The 14835-nt window shown below is 57.8% G+C and carries 10 protein-coding genes; 3 read left to right on the forward strand and 7 right to left on the reverse strand.

Going from position 1 to position 14835, the window contains the following annotated elements; all coding sequences use genetic code 11:
- Positions 1-172 precede the first annotated feature (172 nt).
- Positions 173-2209 carry a DNA primase gene (gene dnaG, locus E8M78_RS16270; protein WP_137136303.1) on the reverse strand — a complete coding sequence of 679 codons (2037 nt, stop codon included), beginning with the start codon at positions 2207-2209 and terminating at the stop codon, positions 173-175.
- Positions 2210-2657: 448 nt separating this feature from the next.
- A complete protein-coding gene (locus E8M78_RS16275; protein WP_137136048.1) occupies positions 2658-3107 on the reverse strand; it encodes a GatB/YqeY domain-containing protein in 450 nt (149 codons plus the stop codon).
- Between the two features lie 322 nt (positions 3108-3429).
- On the opposite strand from E8M78_RS16275, the gene carA reads away from it, so the two are divergent.
- Complete coding sequence (gene carA, locus E8M78_RS16280) at positions 3430-4635, forward strand: glutamine-hydrolyzing carbamoyl-phosphate synthase small subunit (RefSeq protein WP_137136049.1); 1206 nt, start codon at positions 3430-3432, stop codon at positions 4633-4635.
- A 69-nt stretch (positions 4636-4704) separates the two neighbouring features.
- Here the strand turns inward: carA and E8M78_RS16285 are convergent, their stop codons facing one another.
- Both E8M78_RS16285 and E8M78_RS16290 read right to left on the reverse strand, forming a co-directional pair.
- The gene (locus tag E8M78_RS16285) at positions 4705-6099 is read right to left on the reverse strand and encodes an MATE family efflux transporter (protein WP_137136050.1); all 1395 of its coding nucleotides are present in this window, start codon (positions 6097-6099) and stop codon (positions 4705-4707) included.
- Positions 6100-6223: 124 nt separating this feature from the next.
- The gene (locus E8M78_RS16290) at positions 6224-6757 is read right to left on the reverse strand and encodes a DUF2306 domain-containing protein (RefSeq protein WP_137136051.1); all 534 of its coding nucleotides are present in this window, start codon (positions 6755-6757) and stop codon (positions 6224-6226) included.
- A 90-nt stretch (positions 6758-6847) separates the two neighbouring features.
- Here E8M78_RS16290 and E8M78_RS16295 point away from each other — a divergent pair, with 90 nt between their 5' ends.
- A complete protein-coding gene (locus tag E8M78_RS16295; RefSeq protein ID WP_137136052.1) occupies positions 6848-7711 on the forward strand; it encodes a LytTR family transcriptional regulator DNA-binding domain-containing protein in 864 nt (287 codons plus the stop codon).
- Here the strand turns inward: E8M78_RS16295 and E8M78_RS16300 are convergent.
- Together E8M78_RS16300 and E8M78_RS16305 are read right to left on the reverse strand one after the other, a co-directional pair.
- Entirely contained in the window at positions 7706-8614 is a 909-nt protein-coding gene (locus E8M78_RS16300; protein WP_137136053.1) for a neutral zinc metallopeptidase, read from the reverse strand. The genes E8M78_RS16295 and E8M78_RS16300 overlap by 6 nt on opposite strands.
- 199 nt (positions 8615-8813) lie before the next feature.
- A complete protein-coding gene (locus tag E8M78_RS16305; RefSeq protein ID WP_137136054.1) occupies positions 8814-10076 on the reverse strand; it encodes a phosphatase PAP2 family protein in 1263 nt (420 codons plus the stop codon).
- A 70-nt stretch (positions 10077-10146) separates the two neighbouring features.
- Between E8M78_RS16305 and carB the strand changes: the two genes are divergently transcribed.
- Positions 10147-13629, forward strand: coding sequence for a carbamoyl-phosphate synthase large subunit (carB, locus tag E8M78_RS16310; protein WP_137136055.1), 3483 nt, complete (start codon positions 10147-10149; stop codon positions 13627-13629).
- Positions 13630-13728: 99 nt separating this feature from the next.
- Here carB and E8M78_RS16315 read toward each other — a convergent pair whose 3' ends face one another.
- Positions 13729-14763 (reverse strand): alpha/beta hydrolase, encoded by a 1035-nt coding sequence (locus E8M78_RS16315; RefSeq protein WP_137136056.1) that lies wholly within the window; start codon positions 14761-14763, stop codon positions 13729-13731.
- Positions 14764-14835 lie beyond the last annotated feature (72 nt).

Genomic DNA, 14835 nt, shown 5'->3' on the forward strand with positions numbered 1-14835 from the left:
GGTGATTCCCACAAATTTCCCTCCCGTCAAGCCTTTATCGGGCCAACACAGTGATTAAAGTGGAAAAATGCCTAACCACCGTGCTTCCTCACACCACATCACGGTTGTCGCTTAAATGGTGATCATTTTGCGTATGGCAAGATGCCCGAACGTACCAAGAACCGATCAGGCCTCAATTTCCATGGCTGACCGCCGCACCTTTCACGCGGCCTGACATGACACCGAACCCGTCGATAATAGCTTCCTGGTTTTCCATGCGGGTGATTTCCAGCTGAACTTCTGAAAGCGCACGTAACAAAGGCTCGATATTGTCTTCATCGCCGGCTTCCGTTGCGATCGCAATTTCGCGCTCAAGCCCCATTTTTTCGAAACGCAGAGCCTTGGTCCGTTTGTGCAGCGAAAGCGCCTGCCGATATCCCTCGCGTGCGTCTTCAATGGCGGCCTGTTCGGTTGCAATCCAGAGGCGCGCGTTACGAACCTGCTGATCCAGCGCCGCCACCAGTTGCTCGAAACCCTGGGCGCTCAGTTTTTCCAAAAGATAGTCCCGCGATAGATGCGGACCAGCCGTAGCTGCAACCGGCAGCATGGCGGACCAGAAGCGCTGGAGATCGCGATTCTCAAAATCGATGGCAGCGATCTCATCATATTCCTCCAGCAGCAATTGCGGGTGGTTGACGATGGTGATTGCCAGAACCACCTCGCGCAGAGCCGGAAGCTCCCGATATCCACGAACGACACCCGTCCGGGCCAAACGATCCGATACGCTCATGCCGCGGCTCGAGCCTGCCGCCTGCCCCTTGTTGCCGAAGCCACCGCCAGCACCACTCCCTGGCCGTCGGCCCTGCCCTCGCTGCGGCTGCCCGCCGAAGGCCTGTCCTCCAAACCCTTGCCCACCACCATATTGGGGGCGAAAAAGCGCGTTCAGCCGCTCGCGAACATCCTGCTGGTAAAGACGGCGCACGCTTTCGTCCGCAATCACCGAGACGATCTGCTTCAGGCGTGCCTCGAGCTCGGCCTTCTTCTCCGGCGTCTCGAAACCGCCACCCGCTGTCTCGCGCGACCAGATCATCTCGGAAAGCGGCTGGGCCTGTGCCATGACACGGTCGAACGGCTCCCGCCCCTCATGCCGCACGAGATCATCGGGATCCTTGCCATCGGGCAGAAGCGCAAAACGAACCGAGCGGCCGGGTTTCAAGTGCGGAAGCGCCAGATCGGCGGCACGATGGGCAGCACGAATACCGGCACCGTCGCCATCGAAGCAGAGAACAGGCTCCGATGTCATGCGCCAAAGCAGCTCGAGCTGGTTCTCCGTCAGCGCAGTGCCAAGAGGTGCCACGGCATTTTCAACACCCGCCTGATGCAGCGCAATGACATCCATATAGCCTTCGACGGCAATGATCGTGCCCTGCTCCGCCTGCCCTCGGGCGCCGATCTGCGCTGCCCTGCGGGCCCGCGTAAAGTTGTAGAGAACATTGCCCTTGTGGAAGAGCTCGGTCTCGTTGGAGTTCAGATATTTCGCAGGCGCATCCGGCGACATGGCGCGTCCGCCAAACGCTATCACCTTCTCGCGCGACGAGAGAATGGGAAACATGATGCGGTCACGAAACCGGTCGTAGGAAACGGCGATACCCTCGCCATGCACCACCAGGCCACAGGCTTCGATCTGATCCCTCGGAATGCCTTTGCTCGCCAGATGCTCCTTCAGCGCGTTGCGGCTGTCGGGAGCATAGCCGAGGCGGAACGTATCGATGGTCTTCGCACTCAGGCCACGGTCGCGCAGATAGGCCCGAGCCTTGGCTCCGACAGCGCTCTGAAGCTGATCCTGGAAAAAGCGGGTCGCCATTTCCATGACATCGATGAGGGTGGCGCGTTCCTTTTCGCGCTTTTCCGCTTGCACATCCGGCTGCGGCATTGCGATGCCCGCGAGATCGGCGATGGTCTGGACCGATTCGACGAAGCTCATGCCCTCGATTTCCTGCAGAAAGCGGAAATGGTCGCCGGAGACACCGCAACCGAAACAATGATAGCGTCCCTTGCGATCCTCGCAGTGGAAGCTCGGGCTCTTTTCACCATGAAATGGGCAGCACGCCCAGAAATCACCGCGAGAGACATTCGTCTTCTTGCGATCCCATGTGACGCGGCGCGCAATCACCGTCGAGATCGGCACCCGGTCGCGTATCTCGTCTAGGAAAGTGTTGGAAAAGCGCATCGGACCCTCAAGATTATCCATCCATGTAGTACGTGCCGGGGCAATGCGCCATCATCATCGACGGCAGCCCCCACTATCCACAGCTCCAAACGAGATAACCTCTCACTTCTTACCCGGCTTGTGACAAAACTAAGGCACATGCTGCAGAGCAAAAATTATAATTTTGTAATTTGATTGTTGGCGGCTGCAGGCGTTTTCTACAAGTGCCTTCTCGACGTCCCACTCTCCATCGGGAAGGCTGACAGAAAAGGCGCAGATGCAGCCCCCCCCCCGCTCGCGCCTTTAGCAACCGCTCTTCCCTGGGGCGCGTTGCGAATGTCCAGGCGTAGAGAGGCAGGGCCATCCCTAAGCCCTGCCTCGCTTGCCTTTATGGAACGACCTCCAAACGAAAAGGCTGGATCCTTGTCCCCGGATCCAGCCTTTTCGTGTTTCTGAACGTAGAAAGTGCTTACTTCAAAAGCTCTTTGACCAGCCCCGATGCCTTTGCAAAATCCATCTGGCCGGCATAGCGCTCCTTCAGGACACCGATGACCTTGCCCATGTCGCGCAGACCCTGAGCCCCAATTTCTGCAATCACCGCCTCGCAGGCAGCGCGCACGGCCTCGTCAGACATCTGTGCTGGCATGAAGGAACGAATGATTTCGATTTCCTCCCGCTCTTGCGCAGCAAGTTCCGCGCGACCGCCCTCGTCATAGATCTTGGCCGATTCCTCGCGCTGCTTGATCATCTTCTGCAGGATCTGCAGGATCTCATCGTCGGTTACCGGATCCTTGCCTACGCCACGATGGGCGATGTCGCGATCCTTGACCGCGGTCTGGATCAGGCGGACGGTGGAAAGGCGGCGACTATCCTTGGCCTTCAAGGCTTCCTTCATCGCATTGGAAAGTGTGTCGCGCATCATCTTCTTCTTATCTCCTTATAAAGGCGTCCGCGCATTTCGTTTCGCTGAAGCAAGACGCCTTTGGTGGGCGATCTCTTAAACCACCCGGCGATGCGGATCAATTCGGAGGTTGGAATACTTGCGTCTACCCTGTTCAAATGACAGATTACCTGGAGAACTCGGATTGACCATCGCAAACACTTTCACTATTTTCCCGCACCTGCACGAGAATTGTATCCAAAGCCAGGCGCGACCTTCCGCGCGCCATTTTTCGCGACCATAGATGGCCCTATGGCTCTGCCGCTTGAAGTGGCCGGGCAACGGGCGGAGACAAACTGTTATGACCAATACTGCACCCTGGACCTCTCGCAAGCCAACGGCTGTCCTTGTTCTCGCGGATGGCACGGTGATTGAGGGCGTCGGGATTGGCGCCACAGGCAAGGTGACGGCAGAAGTCTGCTTCAACACTGCGCTGACCGGCTATCAGGAAATCCTGACGGACCCCTCCTATCTCGGACAGATCGTTACCTTCACCTTCCCGCATATCGGCAATATCGGCACCAATGATGAAGATGTGGAAGACCTGACGCCCGCAGCACGCCGCGGCGCGGTCGGCACCATCTTCAAGGCGGATATCACCGAGCCATCGAACTATCGTACGGCGAAGCACCTGAACGACTGGCTGGCAAGCCGCGGCATCATCGGCCTTTCTGGTATCGATACACGCGCGCTGACCGCCTGGATCCGCGAGCATGGCGCTCCGAACGCAGTCATCGCCCACGATCCGAACGGCGTGTTCGACATCGAGGCGCTGAAGGCGGAAGCCCGCGCGTGGAGCGGTCTGGTGGATCTCGACCTCGCCAAGGAAGCGACCTCCGGTCAGTCTTCGCAGTGGACCGAAAAGCCATGGGTCTGGAATGAAGGTTATGACGAGCTGAAGGCCGAGGACGCCAAGTATCACATCGTCTGTGTGGACTACGGCGTGAAGCGCAACATTCTGCGCCTCTTCACGGGTCTTGATTGCAAGGTCACCGTTGTTCCTGCAAACACGACTGCAGAAGATATCATGGCGCTGAACCCGGATGGCGTGTTCCTGTCCAACGGTCCTGGCGATCCGGCAGCAACTGGCAAGTATGCGGTGCCGGTCATCCAGCAGATCATCAAGACGGAAACGCCGACATTCGGCATATGCCTCGGCCACCAGATGCTGGGTCTGGCACTCGGTGCCAAGACCGAGAAGATGCATCAGGGCCACCATGGTGCAAACCATCCGGTCAAGGATCATACCACCGGCAAGGTCGAGATCGTTTCCATGAACCACGGCTTCGCGATCGACTCGAAGTCGCTGCCGGAAGGTGTGGAAGAGACTCACATTTCTCTGTTCGACGGAAGCAACTGCGGCCTGCGTCTCGCAGGCAAGCCTGTCTTCTCGGTCCAGCATCACCCGGAAGCTTCGCCCGGCCCGCAGGACAGCCACTACCTGTTCCGCCGCTTCATCAACCTTGTGCGCGAGCGCAAGGGTGAGGCGGCACTGGCCGAACGGTAGAATTCATATTCATGAACCAAGATGGCCCGGTTGTTCTTCCGGGCCATTTGCATTCGAACTACCGGAAAATCATCCCCAGCGCCTGACCAGAATGCGGAAGCGCACGCACAGCATCACGGCTGCTGCCGTTAGGCCCGTCACAAACCCGATCCAGACGCCCGGCCCGCGCCATTCCAGAGGAAAGGCAAAGACCCAGGCAAATACGAAACCGATGGGCCAGTAGGCGATCAGGGCGAGCACCATCGGCACCTGCGTATCTTTCAAGCCGCGCAGAAGCCCTGCAGCAACCGCCTGAAGGCCGTCGAATAACTGAAATGCGCCTGCCAGCATGATCAGCGGCACCGCAAGCTCCAGAACACGCTGGGCATCAGGCAGGCTGGTATCGAGGAATAGCCTCCCAAGCGAAGCCGGCGTGACTGCGAAAACGGTACTTCCAATCGCAGAGAAGCCTAGGCCCACCACCAGCACAGTCACCGCCGCGCGCTTGACGCCGAGATGGTCGCCGCGACCATAGGCAAGGCCGACGCGCACAGTGGCAACCTGCGCCAGGCCAAGCGGCACCATGAAGGCAATAGATGCCAGTTGCAGGGCGATGCCGTGCGCCGCCAGTTCCAGCTTTCCAAGCATGCCCATCAGCAGTGACGCTGCCGTAAACAGGCCCGCCTCGGCAAGAATGGTAAAGCCGATCGGCAAACCCACCGAAAAGATCTCTCGAAAGGCGCTCCAGTCCGGACGCCAGAAACGCACGAAAATCTCGTAGGCGCGCATTTCCTTGCGGCTCTGGATATAGATCACCAGCAGCGCAAACCCCAGAAGGTTGGCGCTCAGCGAGGCGATCGCGGCACCGTTGAGCCCGAGTTTCGGCATGCCGAGATTGCCGAAGATAAGGCCGTAATCGACCACGGCATTGAAGGCGAACATGCCAAGCGTGACGTAAAGCACGATACCCGCCCGCTGCAAGGCACTGGCAAAGGAGCGCAGCACCATCACCAGCAGCGCCGGAAACATGCCCCATTGCAGGATGCGAAGATAGGATTGTGCAAGTTCAGCAACGTCAGGCGCCTGCCCCAGAGTCAGCAGAATCGCCTTGGAGAAGAACAGGATCGGTGCGGTGACGATGCCGTAGGCGATCACCACCCACATTCCCATCCGCACCGAACGGCGTGCCAGTTTCTGGTCCCCTCGCCCGACAGCCTGCGCCACGAGCGGAATCACAGCATTTGAAAAACCGCTGCCGAAAATGAAGACGACGAAGAACATCTGGCTTGCAAGCACCACAGCCGCCAGTTCGGTCGTTCCCAGCCAGCCAACCATTACCACGTCCGTCGTATTGATCGCCATCTGCGCCAATTGCGCGCCGACAAACGGAACGCCAAGCCCGATTGTCGACTTCACATGGGAGCCCCACGAATTATCAGACATCGATGAGGGCTGCGCTGACGCAAGAACGGTGGACATGACCATGCTCCGGAAACGAAAAAAGGCCGCTGCACGGAAATTGGGCAGTCGGCCTTAGCATGGACTTAGATCACGTCCTCCAGAGTAGCAACCCTTTTGCCTAATAAAGTAGAAACTTTGAATAAGGCCATCAGTTTGCGTGATGGTTCGCTCGAACCGAGCCTCCATTCGAGAACGGTCTAATTTTCCGGTTCTGTTGAAGATAGAAAACCAGCAAGGCAACAGCGGAAATCACAATCAGCATGGCCAGTTGCAGGGTCGAAGTGTCCTTGATGACAACAGCATGCATCAGTCTATGAGGAACAAGCGTGAACCCGCCGGCCACGACGATGCCCCAGAAATAGAGCTGACGAACGGTCGCGGTATGCGCGCGGATGTTTCCCGCACGCGCAGTACGGTAAACGCGCCAGCTGCTGAAAATCACCATGACCGACAACAGATGGATTGGAGAAAAGCCCCAGATCATATCAAGGCTATGGATGAAGAAACTGGAGCCCGCCGTAACGAGCATCAGGATCAGCCAGATCTTGCCGAACAGCCTGTGAAGCGGTGTTCCTCGTCCTTTCCAGATGAGAAGGAAAGCGCCGAGAACTGCGGCCGGCAAAACAGCTGCCACGTGGATTTGGACGGCGAGAGGCGCTTCAAGAAGAGGGGCAAGCATCATGACGGCTGTTCTCCGGTTGAATTTGTCCCCGAGATTGGCGAAAACCTGGGTTCGGCCAACCGGATTGGCGTCAATGTGAGGGTAAAGTTCGTGAGAAGCGTCTATTTACAATCCACGCTTCGCGAATTGCAGCGCTTTTTCGGATCGCCACGCTTCTGGGCGACAATCGTGATTGTCAGTATCGTGTTCACGGTTGTCGGACCGTTCGGCACCGGCGCATCGATGCCCGTCCTCCGCCGCCTGGCATTTTGGCTTTTCCTGCAGGTGACGGCCTTTTCCATCGCAAGCTTCGTCATCGTGCTGGCCCTCGCGATCTTGGGTCGTAGCGGCAGACACCGGCTAACCATCATGATGATCGGCGCGATCATTGCAGCCTTGCCTATCGGCCTTGCGGTGGAAGTGTTGCAAGCCGGGTTTACGGGTCAGCCCATATCTGTCCGGAGCGCGATGGAGCAGATCACGGTTTCGCTCTTGCTCAGCCCCCTGCTCTGCGCCCTGACCTATCTGACGATGAGCCCGCCTGCCTCTGAGAGGCAATCCGACGAGCAGATGGATTTGCGGCACGAGAGCAAACCTCCCGCTGTTTCTCAGCCGGAATCGTCATCAGCATCCGGTGCAAAACATCCTGCCGATCCGGCAATCCTGTCGCGGCTGAAACCGCAAAACCGTGGCAGGCTGCTGAGGCTCGCCGTGCAGGATCATTATACGGAAGTGGTAACGTCACGCGGCAAGGAACTGATCCTGTTGCGCTTCAGCGACGCGCTGAACGAAACCACGCCGGTTGCGGGCCAGCGCATTCACCGCTCGCATTGGGTGGCCGACGACCATATCGCCCATCTGAAACGCGAAAACGGTAGGCTGTCGGTCGTGACAAAAAGTGGCGAGGAACTCCCCGTCAGCCGACCCAACGAAGCGGCGATCCGCCTCAAATTTTCTGACCGGCAACCTTCATAGCTGCTGGTAGCTCGGCGTAAAGGTATCGCAGGACTGCATGTTGCCGCTTGCGAAACCCTTGCGGAACCATTTTACGCGCTGCGCCGAGGTTCCATGGTTGAAGCTATCCGGAACCACATAACCCTGCGAGCGGCGCTGCAATGTATCATCACCAATCTTCTGCGCTGCATTCAGGGCTTCTTCAAGATCACCCTTTTCGAGAATACCCTTCTGATCGGTGTACTTGCCCCAGACGCCGGCAAAACAATCTGCCTGAAGTTCGACACGCACAGACATCCTGTTCGCATCCATCTCGCTCATGGACTTGCGCATCTGGTTGAATTTGGGCAACACGCCGATCAGGTTCTGGACGTGGTGACCGACTTCATGAGCGATGACGTAGGCTTCGGCGAAATCGCCAGGAGCGCCAAACTGGTTTGATAACTGTTTGAAGAACGACGTATCGAGGTAGATCTTTCTGTCGCCCGGACAATAAAACGGGCCTGTTGCTGCCGACGCAAGTCCACAGGCAGATTCAACGCGTCCCGGAAAGAGCACAAGCTTCGGCTCGTCATACTGACCGCCACGCTGCTGGAAAATCTGCCTCCAGGTATCTTCGGTTTCCGCCAGGACAGTCGAAATGAATGCTTTCATTTCATCGTTCTGCGAGGTGCGCTGAACCTGCTGCTGGCCGGATGAACCACTGCCAAGATCGATATCGCCTCCGGAAAGAAGCGTGAGCGGATTGATGCCGAGGATGAGGCAGACAATCACGATAAAAATCAGCCCGCCGATCCCGATGCCACCGCCGCGACCCCCGCCGCCGATTGGAATGCGAAAGCCCGGACCGGAACTGAACCCGCCGCCGCCATCCGCGCGGCGATCTTCGATATTGTCCGATTGCCGTCTGCCACGCCATTCCATCGCTGCACCCTCTGCCGCTTTGCCGTATCCCGCGCGCACGATAATGGCGAAGTTAAATCATCGTTCCACATCGCCGCCTGCGATCTTCATCGGGTCGATCAACAGAACCTTATCTGTGTTCTTGCGGCAGGGTAAAGAGGCCCAAAGGCAGCATTTCGGCCTACGCATACTGTCAATATCGATGTTGCACCAACCCGGTTCAGAAAACGGACTCTGATCCCTGCCATTGCTGGCGTTGCGCAACCAAGCCCCGCCAACGGAATTTGAATGCCTGGTGAGCAACGATCACGACCAGAGCAGATACGTAGCCATCCAGCGCATAGTGCCAGCCGAGATAGACGGAGCTTGCCAGTATCAGTGCGCAGTAAGCGAAAGCGATTGTGCCCAGCCGTCGGGAGTAATCCCACAAGTAAAGAGAGTTCATCACGATCAACCCGACATGCACGCTGGGAAAGGCGGAAATGCCACTGCCGAACGCGGCTAAACCGCTTTCGTGCAGGGACCACAGATACTCCTGAAAAAGACGGGCCGATATGGAGGAGGTATCCGTAGCGAGCGCTGCGAGAAGGGTTTCGAAGCACGCATGATCCTGCGTGACGAAACCGTAGAAGGCCGGACCGGCCGAGATCCAGATACCTGCAACAATGTTTCCGAGGAAAATCCAGGTAAAAAAGTAGGAGGCGAAATACCTCACCCGGATACCATCGGCTTTGGGAGATGTCGCAACAAAAAACAATGCGCCAAAGCAGATCGCATACCACACGATGCCGTAGTTGAATTGTACGACAGGCAGGATCTGGCGGGCGTATGGAATTGACCAAAGCAATGACCACGGATGCACGCCCCCGTGAAGCCATCGATCAAGGTCCGCCAATTGACGATCATACAAAAATCCATGCGTCAGGGTTGGCAACAAGGTCTTGATGGAAGTGAACGCTCCGAAGAAAAGCGAAACTGAAAGCAACAGAATCATGCCGGCCAGGAGGCGTCCAATCCGGCGCAAACTGAACACGACCCGATAAGCAAGCCACCGTTTTTGATTATAACGCGTCACAACAAGAATCATGTCACCTGCCAGCACCAGGCAAGGCATGAAAAGAAAGAGAGTGCCCATCCGCTGCTGAACATAAACGAGCAATGACGCTGGGCTCTCGTTCGACAGGGAAAGTGTGATCGCAAGCGAAATCAGGCAATAGATCCATATGGCCACATGGACCGGGGCATCCTTGCGAACGGCGTCCCAGATGACGCTGGCAACTGATTTCGGTAGGAACACCTTGGCGCCTCTGGACTGATGAAGTACCTTTTTCACGAAATTGCCCGCCGACAATGAACTCTGACAGTTTATGAAATCTTGCACTCGCTGGGGATGAAGCAGAATAACAGCCCTCAGCCAGAATTTTGGGGGTTCCTTCCGCGGCAACATTTCCCTATAAGCCGCTTCTAGCCTTAAAAGACCCATCCATTGCGCCCGGCCGGTGTACCCTCACCCTGGCCGGTTTTTCGCGCAAGCTGTTTATGGAATTGAGCCGATGCCGAAGCGCCAAGATATTAAGTCAATCCTCATCATCGGAGCAGGACCGATTGTCATCGGTCAGGCCTGCGAGTTCGACTATTCAGGCACCCAGGCCTGCAAGGCGCTGAAGGAAGAAGGCTACCGGGTCATTCTGGTCAACTCCAACCCGGCAACGATCATGACTGATCCGGGCTTGGCCGACGCGACCTATGTCGAGCCCATTACGCCGGAAGTCGTGGCAAAGATCATCGCCAAGGAGCGTCCGGATGCGCTTCTGCCGACCATGGGCGGGCAGACCGCGCTCAACACCGCTCTCTCCCTGAAGCGCATGGGTGTTCTTGATCGCTACAATGTCGAAATGATCGGCGCAAAGCCGGAAGCGATCGACAAGGCCGAAGACCGCGCTCTCTTCCGTGAGGCCATGGCGAAGATCGGGCTGGAAACACCCCGCTCCATGCTGGCCAACGCGACAGAAATCAAGGACGCCGACCGCAAGAAGCACGAGGCAGAGCGCGCCAAGCTGCGCGAAACACTGTCCGGCGATGCGCTGGACAAGGCTCTGGACGAACTGGAGAACAAATGGAACCTGGGCGAGACAGACCGCAAACAGCGGTACATGGCGCATGCCATGGCAATTGCCGCGCAGGCGCTCGATCACGTTGGTCTGCCGGCCATCATTCGCCCGTCCTTCACACTGGGCGGCACAGGTGGCGGCATTGCCTATAACCGTTCGGAATTCTTCGACATCATCAATGGCGGCCTCGACGCTTCGCCGACCACCGAAGTTCTGATCGAAGAATCGGTTCTCGGCTGGAAAGAGTACGAGATGGAGGTCATCCGCGACCGTGCGGATAACTGCATCATCATCTGCTCCATCGAAAACATCGATCCGATGGGCGTTCACACGGGTGACTCCATCACTGTCGCACCGGCCCTGACGCTGACGGACAAGGAATACCAGATCATGCGCAACGCATCGATCGCGGTATTGCGCGAAATCGGTGTGGAAACCGGCGGATCGAACGTTCAGTTCGCCGTGAACCCGAAGGATGGCCGCCTCGTCGTCATCGAAATGAATCCGCGTGTGTCCCGCTCCTCCGCGCTCGCTTCCAAGGCAACCGGCTTCCCGATTGCCAAGGTCGCGGCCAAGCTCGCCATCGGCTACACGCTGGATGAGTTGGAGAACGATATCACCGGTGGCGCAACGCCCGCCTCTTTCGAACCATCCATCGACTATGTCGTCACCAAGATCCCGCGCTTTGCCTTCGAGAAGTTCCCGGGCGCAGAGCCGACGCTTACCACCGCCATGAAGTCGGTCGGTGAAGTCATGGCCATTGGTCGCACCTTTGCCGAATCGCTCCAGAAAGCTCTGCGTGGCATGGAAACAGGCCTGACGGGTCTGGATGAAATTGAAATTCCGGGTCTCGGCCAGGGTGACGACAAGAACGCCATCCGCGCCGCCATCGGCACTCCCACGCCGGACCGTCTGCGCATGGTGGTGCAGGCGCTTCGCCTCGGCATGTCGGAAGCCGAAGTACACGAAGGCTGCAAGATCGACCCGTGGTTCATTGCTCAGTTCAAGGCCATCGTGGACATGGAAGCGCGCGTGCGCGAACACGGCCTGCCGCAGGACGCAGACAACCTTCGCATGCTGAAAGCCATGGGCTTCTCTGATGCCCGCCTCGCCTCGCTGACGAACGGCAAGCCGAAGGATGTGGCGATGCTGCGCAACAGTCTGAACGTTCGCCCGGTCTTCAAGCGCATCGACACCTGCGCGGCCGAATTCGCTTCGCCGACGGCTTACATGTATTCGACCTATGAGACACCCTTCGTCGGTGCTGCCCGCTCGGAAGCCGAAGTCTCCGACCGTAAGAAGGTCGTCATCCTCGGTGGTGGCCCGAACCGCATCGGCCAGGGCATCGAGTTTGATTATTGCTGCTGCCATGCGGCCTTCGCGCTGAAGGATGCAGGCTTTGAAGCGATCATGATCAACTGCAACCCGGAAACCGTATCCACCGACTACGATACCTCCGACCGTCTCTACTTCGAGCCTCTGACGGCCGAAGACGTGATAGAGATTCTTCGTGCAGAACAGGAAAAGGGCGAAGTTGTTGGCGTCATCGTGCAGTTTGGTGGCCAGACGCCGCTGAAGCTCGCCGAAGCGCTGGAAAAGAACGGTATTCCGATCCTCGGCACGGCACCCGATGCCATCGATCTCGCTGAAGACCGCGATCGCTTCCAGAAACTACTGATGAAGCTCGATCTCGCCCAGCCGAACAACGGCATCGCCTACTCGGTCGAGCAGGCACGTCTGGTGGCGTCCGAAATCGGCTTCCCGCTGGTGGTTCGCCCGTCCTACGTTCTGGGTGGCCGCGCCATGCAGATCATCCACAACGAGACCATGCTCCAGGCCTACCTTCTGGACACGGTGCCGGAACTGGTGCCGGAAGACATCAAGCAGCGCTATCCGAACGACAAGACGGGCCAGATCAACACGCTTCTCGGCAAGAACCCGCTGCTGTTCGACAGCTATCTGACCAACGCCATCGAAGTCGACGTGGATGCGCTGTGCGACGGTGAAAACGTATTCGTCTCCGGCATCATGGAGCATATCGAGGAAGCCGGCATTCACTCCGGCGATAGCGCCTGCTCGCTGCCATCCCGCTCCTTCTCACCGGAATTGCTGGACGAACTGGAGCGCCAGACGACCGCTCTTGCCAAGGCGCTGAATGTCGGCGGTCTGATGAACGTCCAGTACGCGATCAAGGACGGCACGATCTACGTTCTGGAAGTCAACCCGCGCGCCTCGCGCACCGTGCCATTCGTCGCCAAGACCATCGGCGCGCCGATCGCCAAGATCGCCGCCCGCATCATGGCCGGTGAAAAGCTGGATGCCGCTATCGCTGCATATGGCACAAAGCCCGACCCGCGCAACCTTAAGCATATTGCCGTCAAGGAAGCTGTGTTCCCGTTTGCCCGTTTCCCGGGTGTGGATACACTGCTCGGCCCGGAAATGCGTTCGACCGGCGAAGTCATCGGTTTGGACCGCAGCTTCCCGCTCGCCTTCGCCAAGAGCCAGTTGGGTGCGGGCGTGGAACTCCCACGCGAAGGCTCCGTTTTCGTCTCGGTCCGCGATGACGACAAGACCCGCGTCCTGCCGGCCATCAAACTGCTGGTCGAGATCGGCTTCAAGGTTCTGGCAACCGGCGGCACGCAGCGTTTCCTCGCTGAGAACGGCATCGAAGCTGTGAAGGTAAACAAGGTTCTGGAAGGTCGTCCGCATATCGAGGATTCAATCCGCAACCGTCAGGTTCAACTGGTCATCAACACGACCGATAGCAACAAGGCGATCTCGGACTCCAAGTCGCTTCGTCGTGCTGCCCTGATGCAGAAGGTGCCCTACTACACCACCATGGCCGGTGCCATGGCCGCCGCAGAAGCGATCGAAGCCCTGAAGAAGGGCCAGTTGGAAGTCGCACCGCTTCAGAGCTACTTCTGAAACTGATAATAGGAGCCCGGAGAGCTCAGTCATCGCCTCTCCGGGCTCCTTCCTCTTGCGCCAAACCGAACCCGGCAAGCAGCCATCGCGACCCGTCACTCAGGCCGTTCGACGATCGGCATACTGGGCGGTGTCCTTGATATTCCATTCGGACTGGAATGCTGGCCGCGGCTGGTCCTGCAGGTATAGCTCACCATTGATCAGCTTGCGTGTTGGCAAAGCGCGCCGATCAATCGCCCCCTCAAGGGTCATAGCCAGATCTCGTGCGAAAACACGATCGCCGAAATGCCAGGAATGCGTCCAGCTTGATCCATCGCTGACAGCAGGCGGCTTGAGCCCGCTGAAATAATCAGAACAATTGACATTTACAGCCTTGGAAGAAGCGCCCTCAGGTAAACCGACGCGGCCAGTGCGTGGCGCCGTGCCGAGCCGCTTGGCATTCGAGACCGCCAAGGCAGCATCGTATGGCGAGGAATAATTTGTCAGCCTCATGATGCGTCGGAACATCGGATTACTCCAGTCGCTGGTCTCGGTCAGGCTTCTTGCCGAAACATCTGCGCCGATGAAGGCGACCTGGCCGATACGCCAATCGCGCTTGAAGAGTTCGCCATTTTTTTCCGCCTGCACGAAGGCTTCCATGGTGACATAGGCGCCGGCAGAATGCGCCAGAACATGAATGTTCGTTTCGCATTTGGCCTTCTGGCCTTCCGACAATAACCTGATGCCCTTCGTCACAAGCGATAGGGCAACCTCAGCACCATCGGCGCGGTCCTCCCGATAGTTGAGGACCTGATTGGCGCTTGGCCAGTCGAAGGAGATGATTTCCCCGCGCCAACCTTCCGCCCGAAGATTGTTTCGCAGACGTCGCATGCGATTGAGGACTGCCTCGATCGTATTGTTATAGCCGTGGACAAAGATCAGGACATCGCCTTTCGGACTGATCGAGAGCGGGTTCTGATCGCCATCTGCGAGACCCTGCACCTCGCGCATCCACTCCCCCGGCGACCCAATCACATCTTTCGGCCCATACTGGGACTGATCGGAAGGCACTTTGAGATAACGCACCGGTCCCGGCTCGCTGTCAAAAATGCCCCCAGTCAACTTTCGGGCAGTCATCACATAATCATAATGCATTTTAGCCCCCTCAAACATAAGTTGAATTAACAAACTTATAATTGCACAAGGACAAAGACTTGCAAGACCGTG

The organism is Rhizobium sp. FKY42 (assembly GCF_005222835.1).
In the GTDB taxonomy this organism is placed as follows: Bacteria; Pseudomonadota; Alphaproteobacteria; order Rhizobiales; family Rhizobiaceae; genus Neorhizobium.

Coding starts and splice junctions, on each gene's coding strand:
- E8M78_RS16300 (WP_137136053.1), bottom strand. CDS start 8,614: ATGGAATGGCGTGGCAGACGGCAATCGGACAATATCGAAGATCGCCGC.
- E8M78_RS16290 (WP_137136051.1), bottom strand. CDS start 6,757: ATGATGCTTGCCCCTCTTCTTGAAGCGCCTCTCGCCGTCCAAATCCAC.
- carB (WP_137136055.1), top strand. CDS start 10,147: ATGCCGAAGCGCCAAGATATTAAGTCAATCCTCATCATCGGAGCAGGA.
- E8M78_RS16315 (WP_137136056.1), bottom strand. CDS start 14,763: ATGCATTATGATTATGTGATGACTGCCCGAAAGTTGACTGGGGGCATT.
- E8M78_RS16275 (WP_137136048.1), bottom strand. CDS start 3,107: ATGCGCGACACACTTTCCAATGCGATGAAGGAAGCCTTGAAGGCCAAG.
- E8M78_RS16305 (WP_137136054.1), bottom strand. CDS start 10,076: ATGGGTCTTTTAAGGCTAGAAGCGGCTTATAGGGAAATGTTGCCGCGG.
- carA (WP_137136049.1), top strand. CDS start 3,430: ATGACCAATACTGCACCCTGGACCTCTCGCAAGCCAACGGCTGTCCTT.
- dnaG (WP_137136303.1), bottom strand. CDS start 2,209: ATGCGCTTTTCCAACACTTTCCTAGACGAGATACGCGACCGGGTGCCG.
- E8M78_RS16285 (WP_137136050.1), bottom strand. CDS start 6,099: ATGGTCATGTCCACCGTTCTTGCGTCAGCGCAGCCCTCATCGATGTCT.